The sequence below is a fragment of the Nitrosomonas ureae genome, from assembly GCF_001455205.1.
Taxonomy (GTDB): Bacteria; Pseudomonadota; Gammaproteobacteria; order Burkholderiales; family Nitrosomonadaceae; genus Nitrosomonas; species Nitrosomonas ureae.
Genome location: NZ_CP013341.1, coordinates 3,051,385 through 3,063,223, shown reverse-complemented (window position 1 = coordinate 3,063,223; position 11,839 = coordinate 3,051,385). Strand labels below are relative to the sequence as shown.

Below are 11,839 nucleotides of genomic sequence, written 5' to 3'. Positions count from 1 at the left end.
AATTAGTTTAATTCGAATTTTATGTGACCTTGTCACGACATAGTTTGTAATATTTAAGGATATATGGAGCAGTTTGATTGAAATTGTCATCATAATAAAGAGGAAAGCACTATGGTATTAGCACACATAAGAATGATTTCGATAATAGGACTAGTGTTTATTACCGCTCTCACTCTTACTGCTTGCGATAAAGAGCCTAACACAAAAAAATCTGGGCAATCAATAGTGAGCGTTAATGGTTCTGAGATTACTATGCTTCAACTTAACGATGAAATAAGGCGGAGTAATATCCGAGCTGATCAATATGAGAGCGCACGCGAGCAATTATTGGAATCGCTCATTGCTCGTCAATTGATAGTTGACGAGGCTATAAGGAATAAGCTTGATCGTACACCTGAAGTGATGCAGGCGCGCGAGCGTGCGAATGCTCAAGTGATTGCGCAAGCTTATTTACAAGGAATTATCAGTAAGATCGCAAAACCATCTAAAGCTGAGATTGAAGATTATTTTCAGAAAAATCCAGAGTTGTTTGCGCAACGTAAACAATTTGATTTGACTACCGTGCGAATTGCAACTAGAGAAGTCAGCGAGGAGTTAAAGAGAGTAATAGATACAGCAAAATCTATCGAAGAAGTTGTAACTTGGCTTGATAAAAATAACATCCAATATTTTCGTAGCCTAGCAACCCGAAGTAGTGCTGATCTACCTTTGCAATTAGTTTCAACGTTGCGTGAAAAAAGCAAAGATACTATTTTTATCATCAATGAGCAAGAAAAAAGTATTTTGATTTCAGTTAATGCCATTAAAGATAATTCAGTTTCAGAGACTGCTGCGGCCCCACAAATTGAAAGATTTCTGATCAATCAAAAATATAAAGAAGCTACAGATGCTGAAATTGCACGTTTACGTACTTCAGCAAAAATTGAATATCTAAATGCGAAAGCACCAGAACCTAATAATATAGAGAAATCAGAGAGTCAGTTATTCAGAATTTCTCCAGAAAATTTGAGTAATATTGACAATCCATCTGGAACAGTTTCTGAGGGAGTAATTGAGCGGGGTATTTCCGGGCTAAAATAAATTTTAGCTATTGAATATAGAATAAATTAAGGATGAATAAATGGAAAATATTATGAAGAAAGGGCGGCTATTGATTATGTTTTTGGTGCTTCTTTGGATAACTGGGATCGCTAATGCAGCTAACGGAGAGAAGAAAGAAAGTGTATTAGGGCCAGGGGATACATTAAAAATATTTGTATTTGGTCAACCAGATATGACTACTGAGGTGAAAGTAAGTGAGGCTGGGAATATAACTTTTCCCTTATTAGGTGAAATATTTGTTGATGGATTAACACCTTCTGAAATGGAAAGAAAAATAGTCAAGTTGCTAGAGAGTAAAGATATTTTACGTAAGCCACAAGTAAATATCATTACTGCTTCGTTACAAAGTCAAATGGTATCTGTACTTGGTTATGTGCGTAACCAAGGGCGCTATCCAATTGAGGGTAAACGCAGATTGACCGAAATTCTTGCTATGGCAGGAGGGATTATTCCTGATGGGGCAGAACAGATTACTTTAATTCGTTCGAATGGTAGTAAATATGTTAAAGATGTAATCGATGTCTTGGAGATGATTCGCTCTGGCGATTTGAATCGTGATTTGAACATAAGAAGTGATGATCTTGTCTATGTTGAAAGAGCTCCTCGTTTTTATATCTATGGTGAAGTCCAACGTGCTGGAGTATACAAGCTTGAGCGCAATATGACAGTTATGCAAGCGTTGTCGGTGGGCGGTGGATTAACTCAACGAGGTACTGAACGTGGTTTGCGGATTCAGCGTCGCGGTGAAGGAGGGAATCTGCAGATTCTAACTGTTAAATCGAGTGATTTGGTAGAGCCTGACGATGTAATTTATATAAAAGAAAGTCTGTTTTGATATTTGTTTCAGGACTTCTCGATTTGTCCTGTGAAGTAAATAGTGTAGTTTAATGAGGTTTGGAATAGGATTGTACGCATGGATTTTTCTCGATTTTTTCTTATTATCTTAGCCCGCCATAAACTGATACTCTTAACACTTATTGTGACAATGTCGACCACTTTATTGGTTAGCTTGTTAATGTCAAAGAGCTATAAGTCAACGGCGGTAATGGTACTTACCCATAAGGGAGCGGATCCTGTAACGGGATTGATAATGTCACCTCAGCAAATTACAGGTTACATGGCGACGCAATTGGACATTATTAAAAGTTCAAGAACTGCATTAATGGTAGTTGATCAACTACGACTTGATCAGAATGAAGCTGTTGCAAGTCAGCACAAACAAAGCAATTCCTCTTTGGGAATGCGCGAATGGCTGGCCGCTTTACTCCTTAAAAATCTGGAAATTGAAACATCGCGTGATAGTAGTGTGATTCGTATAAGCTTTAAAGGTACCGATCCTGCCTTTACTGCTGTTATTGCTAATGCTTTTGCAAATGCATATCAAGAAATTAGCATACGCCTTACAGTTGAACCTTCACAAAAGGCTGCAACTTACTTTACTGATCAGCTTAATGTATTACGTGATAGATTAGAAACTGCACAAAAGAAACTAACTCAGTACCAACATTCACACGGAATTGTTGATGCAGATTTTCGTCTTGATGTTGAAACTAAGCGATTGAATGATCTTGCTAGCCAATTGGTGGTGGCACAAGCGGATCTGATTGGAGCTGAATCAAAACAAGAAGGCGGCAATCGGATTAGCGAAGCGCATAGTATTGCTAGAAATACGGTAATTAACAATCTTAAAATAAATTTGTCGCAAGCCGAATCCAGGTTCTCTGATATTGCTCAAAAACTAGGTAAAAATCATCCCAGCTATATTGGAGCAAAAGCAGAAGTTGACAAACTGAGATCTGAGCTAAGTAGGCACATAAGCTTTACTGATAGAAGTGCCGTCAATCAGGAAGCTGAGATTCGTAAGGCACTTGAAGAACAAAAAATAAAAGTGCTGGCATTAAACCGTTCAAGAGATGAACTTCAAATTCTTGAAAGGGAAGTGGATGGTGCACAACAGGCGTATAACAGTGCAATGCAACGTTTAAATCAAACTAGTCTTGAAGGGCAATCCAATTTATCGAGTGTTTCTATACTTGACACAGCAAAAACTCCAGATAAGCCAGATAGCCCTAAGATATTGCTTAATTTGACTTTATCAGCATTTTTGGGAACTTTGCTGGGAGTAGGGGCCGGACTGCTTGCAGAAATGATTGATCGACGTGTGCGCTCAGCAGAGGATCTGGTAGATGTTCTACATGCTCCTGTATTGGGTATTATAAAACGCGGAATTCCGAAAGAAAGAGGCTTGCAATTAGTATTGCCTCGTTTGCTACGATGAATGATTTAGAAAGCTTTAAAGGATATAAGATGAGTATTCCAGATTCTTTAGAAACAAAGAGGCTGAACAATTCCGGTTTTATTACTACAAATGCAACTGCTGTACGTAAGTTTAGTATTGGGCACATTTTGCTAGATATGGGGAAAATTACGCCAGTTGAAGCTGAGCGTGTATTACGATTGCAGAAAGAAAGTGGCTTGCGCTTTGGTGATGCAGCAATAAAGTTAGGCTTAATAACCGAGGCGGATATCCAGTTAGTATTAGCACAGCAATTTGATTATCCCTATTTGTTGCCCGGACAAGGGAATCATCCACCGGAATTAGTGGTTGCATATCAGCCATTTGGTACTCAAGTTGAAGTTTTTCGTGCAGTGAGAAGTCAATTAATGCTACGTTGGTTCACTTTTGAACGTAAAGCGCTAGCCATAATTAGTTGTAACCCGAATGAAGGGGCAAGTCTTTTTACTGCAAATCTTGCGGTGGTATTTTCTCAGCTTGGTGAGCGGACATTGTTAATTGATGCTAATTTACGTTGTCCGCAGCAACATGAGATTTTTAATCTGAAAAATAAGCAAGGTTTGTCTGATGTACTCGTTGCTCGTGCTAATGTTTCAGAGGTTATTGCTAAAATAGACTCATTTGTTGATCTTTCGGTGTTGCCTGCAGGTACGTTGCCACCGAATCCTTTGGAGCTTCTTAATCGCTCTTCGTTCGACGAAATAAACAATCAGCTTGCGAGTCAATACGATGTTATTCTCTATGATACTTTAGCATTTTCTAATGGAGTTGATGCGCTTGCTATTGCTGCTCGTACAGATGGCGCACTAATAGTTGCACACAAGAACAATACTCGCTTAACTGATATCAACGCTATGAGTGAACAACTCAAGTATAGTGGCACTGAAGTTATAGGTTCAGTATTAATTGATTTTTAGTAGATAATTTATCTATATCATGCCCTTATATCAATTAAATAGTCCCAAATCTGAGATCTTAGACTGGTGGCCCATCATTCTAGGAGTGCTGGCTTTATATATTCCCACTTTTTATAGTCTGGCAAATGGCATATGGACAAATGAGGAACACGCTCATGGACCGATTATTTTGATACTTTCATTGTGGCTTATATTTCGAAAGTGGAAAATAATGATAAAAAAGAGTGATGGCCAATCAGCCTCAGCTTTCGGATGGGTAATTCTTCTGGTCGCTCTAATTTTTTACATTGTTGGCGGCTCTCAGCAGGTATTAATACTAGAGATTGGCTCTTTTATTCTAGTTTTAGCAGCGATCCTACTTATTAAGCTTGGTTATGTTGCACTCAAAATCATGTGGTTTCCGTTATTTTTCTTATTGTTTATGATTCCGTTGCCAGGTGTAATAGTTAGTTTCTTCACTATGCCAATGAAGATGGCTGTTTCGTATGTGGCAGAGAATATTTTGTTTTGGGCAAATTATCCTATCGCGAGAAACGGCGTGGTTTTGCAAATCGGGCAGTATCAACTTCTTGTGGCTGATGCTTGTGCGGGTCTACAAACATTGCTAACTTTGGAGGCATTAGGTTTATTTTATTTGAATCTAGTACATCATACTTCAATTTTTCGTAATGTAGCATTGGCTATTCTTATAATACCCATTTCTTTTACAGCTAATGTTATTCGCGTTATTGTACTTACTCTAATTACTTATCATTATGGTGACGCAGCAGGACAAGGGTTTCTTCATGGATTTGCGGGTATGGTTTTATTTATTAGTGCATTAATATTGATTCTTGGGGTAGATGGATTGTTACAGTATTTTGCGCGAACACAACATGTCAATGTGATTTTACCAGTAAGAAATATTTAGTTCTTAATATCGTCTTATATTATTTTGTAGCATTGACGGAATTTAAGGTACTAGTAAGTAAGGAGAATATTAATGAAAAAATCTCTGATAGTTAACATTTTAATGGGAGTATTGATGATATCGTCTGGTGCTTTGACACTGGCCTTAACTCCTACCCAGAAGATTGCTGATCAGCAGGAAAGAATTAATCTTGAAACGATGATTCCTGATAGATTTGGAGAGTGGAAAATCGATAAAACAATTGTTCCACTTCAGGTAGATGCCGAAACTCAGGCTAAACTTGACAAAATCTATAACCAAACGTTAGCTAGAACTTATGTTAATTCTCAAGGTGAACGAATTATGCTTTCAGTGGCTTATGGAGGGGATCAGAGTGATAGTTTGTCGATACATAAACCTGAAGTATGTTACTACGCTCAGGGTTTCGAGATAAAAAAGATTTTTCCTGGGGAACTACTTACTCAATATGGAAAATTACCAATTAAGCGTTTACTGGCTATTAAAGGTAATCGGAATGAACCAATTACATATTGGGTTACAGTTGGTAGTAAAGCTGTTCTACCCGGGTTTGATCAAAAGCTGCAACAATTACGTTACGGTTTGACAGGGAGTATTCCAGACGGTATTTTGGTGAGAATTTCTTCAATAGATAACAATAATGACGTAGCCTATCAGCTTCAAGCTATTTTTATTCAAGATTTATTATTAGCTGTTAATGTCAATGAAAGAGCAAGGTTAATAGGTACTTTTCAGACATAATAGCAATTTATCAATGATGTGTGATGCTCTAGAAAAGATATTAAAGCCAAGCAGGTGCCACATTCTATGAATTCATGGTCATTATTAGGGAATACAAGTGCAGAATATAAGAAATTTATTGGCGTTACAGACCTGATGACAGTGAGTGGTTTCTTAATTGAAAAAAATGCACTAAAGCAGGGTGTGCTTATGAAACTGGCCAAGCTCTCATGTTTATAACACAAATTAAGTGAGATCAGGTAAAGTTCTTTTATTATGAAAGCAGAAATATCATCCAGATTATTTAATAATCTAGACTCTAAGGCATTAATTTTTGCCCTGCTGCTACTCAGTGTGCTAGTTTTATCAATTCTTAGTGGCATACTTGCCGCATCTGGTAACTTAATTCTTCTGGTTCCTTTGTTGGTTTTATATGGCGTTTTTTTTATTCTTGCTGCGCCAGTTGCTTGGACAGTTTGGATATTATTTTGGGGAGCATTTCTGGTTACCGGACCCAGTGCTTATTTTATCCGTTTTTCACAGCTTCAATGGTTTACGGTATTGGTAAGTGCAGCACTGTTGTTGCCTTTATTGCTTCATTTGTTACGTGCTAGAACAAGTATAAAGTCGGTCTCATTCTCTGGTGATCTCTTGGGGCCCATTATCTTAGTTTTACTGGTACTTTTTTCTACTGTCATTGACCGACCTTATTTTTCTGAATTTGTAAATGCATCACGGTATTATCTTCTGATGTGGCCATTAATGCTGGTTATTATGTTTGGTTTAATAACAGATAAAATGATAATGCAGTTATGGAAAGCCCTCATGATTGTAGCCGTTCTACAATTCCCAATGGCGATTTATCAATATTTTTTTGTAGTTCCAGGTAGTACGCGAACGTCCCGATGGGATGCTGTAATAGGCACATTTCATGGGGTTATAGAGGGCGGGGGGGATAGTGCCGCAATGGCTATTATGTTGTTGATTGCAATGTTAACTGCAATTGCATTATGGCGTGAAGGAAAACTTAATGGTTTACAAATGGCTTTAGTTGTATTGTTTGGGTTTTTTACACTAGGCTTGGCGGAAGTTAAAGCAGCAGTTATGTTGCTTCCTGTCGTTATAGGTCTGTATTATCGTAGAGAACTATTGAAACGGCCTGTAGAGGCAATTGTCGTCATAATAGGCGCTGTTTTATTGGTCGGAGTTTTATTTACATTTTATGAGAAACTGCACTATGGAGATGTTTCTACGCATACATTTAAGCAGAATCAGGTTACTTCAACATATGATCGAGTGATGCGAGCAATAGATCCCGAGGCTCAGACATATGATGGTCGCGAATTGGGTCGTGTAAATCTTTTACTAAGTTGGTGGAATATTAATATTGGTAGTGGTGATCTACAACACAGCTTATTCGGTTATGGCATGGGTGCAACTTATGAAAGCAGAATTGGGATAGGAGAGTTAGTAGATCGTTTTCCTTACAAGATAAACACATCTTCATCTCTTATATTATTATGGGAGATAGGTATTTTGGGACATTTGGTTTTTCTCTTTATATTGCTATTAGGGGTAAAAGCTTCCGAACGTGCTGCTAATAATGATGTTATCCCAGAAATTCACCGTATTTTTCTAAGGATAGGCACGGTAGGATTGTTATTGTTGGTTTTAACAATGCCTTATAAGAATTTTCATCTGTACTCTAACCCGATCCAGTTTCTTATGATGTTGATGTTAGGCCAGGCTGCTTATTGGTCGAGATTCTTAAATAAATAATTAATCCATATGGGTTATATTAGAAGCTGACAAATATTCGATGGTAAATGCCATTGCCTGATTCTCTAAGCTTAACCTTAAATTAAAAGCATCAAAAGTGAGATTGCTCGATACTGATGCATGTGACATAAGGCATTGTTAACATCACATATCGAAGATATGAAAAAAGGCAAGACTTGGAAAACGATCCATTATCAGTATCTAGGTAAGTGTTTCAAAATTTACGAAACAAGAAGGGTTTTAAATATTGAAAGAACTCTCGATGAGAGTATGAGCGGGCATTAAGTTATGTTTAAAAATAAAATATATTTTTATAATAATTTTTAAGGAAATTTTGATGCAAGGATGGCTCAAAGAAGCGTATGGAAAAATTGTTCCTTTCGGAGTACGCCAAGATATTAAAGGATACACTCGGCGAAGACAATACAAAACACTAAGATCGCAGGTCAGCATCGATGGTTATTCCCTAAAGCCGTACGACGACTTGCATTGTATTTTTATACATATTCCTAAGACTGCCGGGATATCAGTTTGTCAAGCACTCTTCGGTTGTTTAGGCGGAGGGCATCTCACAGCAAGAACTTATCAAGTGATATTTGGGGTTGAATGTTATAAAAATTATTTTAAGTTTGCTTTTGTGCGTAATCCTTGGGATCGATTGGTATCTGCGTATGTTTTTTTAAAGAAAGGAGGCCTAACCGAGCAGGATAAAGCATGGGCACATGAATATCTGGATAAATTTGATAGTTTCCAAGATTTTATTATGCAAGGATTGACATCTGCTGACATTTACCGCATTTTGCATTTTATTCCACAGTGGGAATATGTGGTCGATAAGAACGGCAAAGTCGATGTAGATTTTATTGGCAGGTTCGAAACCTTGGAGAACGATTTTGAGATATTAGGTAACAGATTGGGAGTATCGACTAATTTATTAAAAATAAATCACAGCCGGAAAGGGGATTATCGTAGCTATTACAATGATGCTAGCGCTGAGGTGGTGGCTAAATTGTACTCACGCGATATTGAGTTGTTTGGTTATTCATTTGACCATTAATTAACATATTGATGTCGTCTTATTTCTAGAATAATTAAAATATGAAAATAAATTTTATAGGCGTTGGGGCACAGAAATGTGCATCAACATGGGTACATCGTGTTCTATCAGATCACCCGGAAGTAGGGATATATCAAGGTAAGGAGAGCGATTTTTTTTCAACTTATTACGGTCGTGGTTATCAGTGGTATGAAAAACAAGTGGGGGATACGAGTTCGGTAAGTGCCAAAGGAGAAATTTCACCTTCGTATTTTGCTGATAGCGATACACCTGGTCGCGTTTTTCTATACAATTCGGCAATGCGGATCGTGCTATTGCTGCGAGATCCCATCGAACGTGCCTACTCGAATCATTTACACGTAGTGAGGCAAGGTTATTTTGCGGGCCAGAAATTAAGTTTTGAAGATGGGTTAGCCAATAATCCAATGTATGTAGAACAGTCACGCTACGCCAAGCACCTAGCTCGCTGGTTTGAAGCTTTCCCAGAAAATCAAGTATTAGTAATTTTCCAAGAACATATTCGCGATAACCCTCAGATACAAGCACGTAATTTATACCGTTTCCTAGGAATTAATGAGAATCATCAATCTTGGTTTTTAGAAAAAAAAGTGAATGAAAGCGTGGTTGTTAAAAATGCCAAATTAGATCTATTTATTAAGCAGTTAGGTAAGATTGGTCGATATGTAGGTGGAAAGAGAATTGTCGAAGCGGTTAAGAATAATGATCTAATCCGCAATTTGCGTCGAAATCATAATCAAATTGAATTGCGTCAGGTTGTTCCACCGATGCGTGAAGATACCCGAAGCCATTTACAAGATGTATTGGCAGATGATATGAACGAATTGTTGAGTCAACTTAACCTAGAGAATTTACCTTGGCAGAGTTGGTTGGCGTTGCAAGACAGATCGAGTAAGGATCAATTACAATGACATGAATGAAAGTTTTGTTTAACGGATAAGCGGGTTATTATGTTAAGTAATTTGGTTAAAATCAATAGAATTCAGTTAAATTAGATACTGTTGTGATAGTGTCATTGGACGAAGGCGCTCGAAAAATGTGTAATTATGTCTCGTTGCATATAACTTCTTACAAGGTGCTACCGATATTCTAGAATATGGCATGGCTGTTAACTTATTTTATGTGGCTCTTAATTTGAGGCACCATTGAGATGAAAACTGTATATAAGGTTTTAAATTATCTATGAACATCACGAGTGCCGTAATCAAATTAATTAAATTTAATTCCCCAAGTTCAATTAGACAAAAGCAGCATTCTGTTTGGATGGTATTGTTTTTTACTATAAGTATTTTCTTGTTTAGTCACGACATGATGGCTAACCCAGTAAAATGGCATCCAGGACATTACTGTACAATTTTGGGTCTTGGTAAAAATGACTCCAAATATATGGCGCAAGTATATGAGGAACTCAAAGCAACACCAGCATTACGTGGCATACAAATTCGCTATTTTTGGGCAGAACTGGAAACAGCAAAAGGAGTATATAATTTTTCATCTATTGATCAAAAACTTGCTGAACTTTCCACAATAGGAAAACGTCTTGTAATCCAGGTGCAGACAAAGTCATTTGTTCCCGCAGGAAAACCAACAGGGAAACTTGTTCCAGATTACTTGAAAGCGAGTGAATATGATGGCGGTGAATTTGCTTATAGCAGTCATGGAAGTACGGCACCAAGAGGATACAACATTGCGTTATGGAATTCGCAGGTGCATGATCGATTGGTAGAGCTGTTTAAGGTAATGGGAGAGCGCTACAACTCTCATCCTTATTTTGAGGGTATCGGCATGATAGAAACTGCATATGGAGAGCCGATCATTCCCCAGCCTGCTCATCAGATGTCCAAGTTCTATGATAATTTGCTCAGTGTTCAACAGAAAATGCGGTCATATTTTCCCAACACTATGACGATCCAGGAGGTGAATTATCCGCACTCAATTCTAGAGTCGTTTGTGGGGAAACTAAAAGAAATGGGAACAGCATTGAGTGGTCCCGATGTTTTTAAAGATGAACCGGGGTTGAATCGCAATATGCGAAATGTGCCCAGAGGTATATATCATTTTTATCCAGAGCTTTCAGGGATTATACCTTTGGCTCCTCAAGTGATGCATAAAAATTATATGAATACTCGGAATGATGGTGCTGGCAGTGTGCCAACTGTTTCAGAAATTTTTGCTTTTGCAAGAGATAATCTGAAATCCAATTATATTTTCTGGACGCGTAATCCGAAATATTATTCCAAAGTACTTGAGCTACTAAATGAACCTGATATAGCAAAAGATCCTTTTGGTGGCTTGAGTTCGGTTTGTCCTAGGGTCTATGCTTCTTGTGTTGATTAAAAAAATAGAAAAGTTTTATTGCTTTAGTCGAATGCCCGAATCAGTGGAATTTGGTGATATAACTCAGTGAGGTAAGCCCCCGGCTTTGCAGGAGGATTCACAGTGATTTGACCTATACGACGGTCATTGAGAATTTTCTATCTCGACCAAGAGAAAGAGATTCAAGATGAAAGAGTATCAGAATTTGAACCACACCAGATGGAATTGTAAGTACCATGTGGTATTCATTCCGAAGAAACGTAAGAAGCGGATATTTGGGTTGCTGTGCAAGCATCTGGGTGAGATATTCCACGAACTTGCTGCACACGAGGAAGCGGATATTGTAGAAGGGCACATTATGTCGGATCACGTGCACAGGTGCATCAGCATTCCGCCGAAATATGCGGTATCAAACGTGATGGGGTACATCAAGAGGAAGAGCGCGATTGCAATAGCGTGGCGCTTTCGAAGGGCGTGTAAAGGATTTCACTGGCGAGGTTCTCTGGGCTCGGAGTATTTTTTAGACAGTGGGCTTGATGAGGGGATAATCAGGTCGTATATCCGCAACCAAGAGCATGAGAATGAGCACTCTGCCCAAATGAAATTGGATATTTAGCCGCCTTAGGCGGCTCATGGTTTAGGGCGCGTCCCAATAAGCCTCCGGGTTGGCTGGAGGTAGTTTACTTATAAATTAACTACGTGAGAGC

The 11,839-nt window shown here is 38.2% G+C and carries 11 protein-coding genes; all 11 read left to right on the top strand.

Translation table 11 applies throughout. From position 1 onward, the window contains the following. Window positions 1-111: 111 nt before the first annotated feature. The 11 genes from ATY38_RS14220 to tnpA all read left to right on the top strand — a co-directional run bounded on the left by ATY38_RS14220 (window position 112) and on the right by tnpA (window position 11,748). Window positions 112-1,080, top strand: coding sequence for an EpsD family peptidyl-prolyl cis-trans isomerase (locus ATY38_RS14220; RefSeq protein ID WP_062559868.1), 969 nt, complete (start codon window positions 112-114; stop codon window positions 1,078-1,080). 40 nt (window positions 1,081-1,120) lie between these two features. Then, complete coding sequence (gene epsE, locus ATY38_RS14215) at window positions 1,121-1,936, top strand: polysaccharide export protein EpsE (RefSeq protein WP_062559867.1); 816 nt, start codon at window positions 1,121-1,123, stop codon at window positions 1,934-1,936. 78 nt (window positions 1,937-2,014) lie between these two features. Beyond that, window positions 2,015-3,379 (top strand): chain length determinant protein EpsF, encoded by a 1,365-nt coding sequence (gene epsF, locus ATY38_RS14210; protein WP_062559866.1) that lies wholly within the window; start codon window positions 2,015-2,017, stop codon window positions 3,377-3,379. Window positions 3,380-3,408: 29 nt separating this feature from the next. Further along, a complete protein-coding gene (gene epsG / locus ATY38_RS14205; protein ID WP_062560231.1) occupies window positions 3,409-4,314 on the top strand; it encodes a chain length determinant protein tyrosine kinase EpsG in 906 nt (301 codons plus the stop codon). A 19-nt stretch (window positions 4,315-4,333) separates the two neighbouring features. Continuing rightward, window positions 4,334-5,224 carry an exosortase B gene (xrtB, locus tag ATY38_RS14200; protein WP_062559865.1) on the top strand — a complete coding sequence of 297 codons (891 nt, stop codon included), beginning with the start codon at window positions 4,334-4,336 and terminating at the stop codon, window positions 5,222-5,224. Window positions 5,225-5,296: 72 nt separating this feature from the next. Continuing rightward, complete coding sequence (epsI, locus tag ATY38_RS14195; protein WP_062559864.1) at window positions 5,297-5,983, top strand: exosortase-associated protein EpsI, B-type; 687 nt, start codon at window positions 5,297-5,299, stop codon at window positions 5,981-5,983. Window positions 5,984-6,238: 255 nt separating this feature from the next. Then, window positions 6,239-7,741 carry a hypothetical protein gene (locus tag ATY38_RS14190; RefSeq protein ID WP_062559863.1) on the top strand — a complete coding sequence of 501 codons (1,503 nt, stop codon included), beginning with the start codon at window positions 6,239-6,241 and terminating at the stop codon, window positions 7,739-7,741. A 337-nt stretch (window positions 7,742-8,078) separates the two neighbouring features. Continuing rightward, complete coding sequence (locus tag ATY38_RS14185; protein ID WP_082633054.1) at window positions 8,079-8,798, top strand: sulfotransferase family 2 domain-containing protein; 720 nt, start codon at window positions 8,079-8,081, stop codon at window positions 8,796-8,798. A 41-nt stretch (window positions 8,799-8,839) separates the two neighbouring features. Next, the gene (locus ATY38_RS14180; RefSeq protein WP_062559862.1) at window positions 8,840-9,727 is read left to right on the top strand and encodes a sulfotransferase family protein; all 888 of its coding nucleotides are present in this window, start codon (window positions 8,840-8,842) and stop codon (window positions 9,725-9,727) included. Between the two features lie 271 nt (window positions 9,728-9,998). Next, the gene (locus ATY38_RS14175) at window positions 9,999-11,153 is read left to right on the top strand and encodes a hypothetical protein (protein WP_062559861.1); all 1,155 of its coding nucleotides are present in this window, start codon (window positions 9,999-10,001) and stop codon (window positions 11,151-11,153) included. A gap of 166 nt (window positions 11,154-11,319) precedes the next feature. Continuing rightward, window positions 11,320-11,748 (top strand): IS200/IS605 family transposase, encoded by a 429-nt coding sequence (gene tnpA / locus ATY38_RS14170; RefSeq protein ID WP_062559860.1) that lies wholly within the window; start codon window positions 11,320-11,322, stop codon window positions 11,746-11,748. Window positions 11,749-11,839 lie beyond the last annotated feature (91 nt).

Bases quoted from the DNA above. Each gene is read 5' to 3' on its own strand.
- ATY38_RS14220 (WP_062559868.1), top strand. From the start codon at position 112: ATGGTATTAGCACACATAAGAATGATTTCGATAATAGGACTAGTGTTT.
- epsE (WP_062559867.1), top strand. From the start codon at position 1,121: ATGGAAAATATTATGAAGAAAGGGCGGCTATTGATTATGTTTTTGGTG.
- epsF (WP_062559866.1), top strand. From the start codon at position 2,015: ATGGATTTTTCTCGATTTTTTCTTATTATCTTAGCCCGCCATAAACTG.
- epsG (WP_062560231.1), top strand. From the start codon at position 3,409: ATGAGTATTCCAGATTCTTTAGAAACAAAGAGGCTGAACAATTCCGGT.
- xrtB (WP_062559865.1), top strand. From the start codon at position 4,334: ATGCCCTTATATCAATTAAATAGTCCCAAATCTGAGATCTTAGACTGG.
- epsI (WP_062559864.1), top strand. From the start codon at position 5,297: ATGAAAAAATCTCTGATAGTTAACATTTTAATGGGAGTATTGATGATA.
- ATY38_RS14190 (WP_062559863.1), top strand. From the start codon at position 6,239: ATGAAAGCAGAAATATCATCCAGATTATTTAATAATCTAGACTCTAAG.
- ATY38_RS14185 (WP_082633054.1), top strand. From the start codon at position 8,079: ATGCAAGGATGGCTCAAAGAAGCGTATGGAAAAATTGTTCCTTTCGGA.
- ATY38_RS14180 (WP_062559862.1), top strand. From the start codon at position 8,840: ATGAAAATAAATTTTATAGGCGTTGGGGCACAGAAATGTGCATCAACA.
- ATY38_RS14175 (WP_062559861.1), top strand. From the start codon at position 9,999: ATGAACATCACGAGTGCCGTAATCAAATTAATTAAATTTAATTCCCCA.
- tnpA (WP_062559860.1), top strand. From the start codon at position 11,320: ATGAAAGAGTATCAGAATTTGAACCACACCAGATGGAATTGTAAGTAC.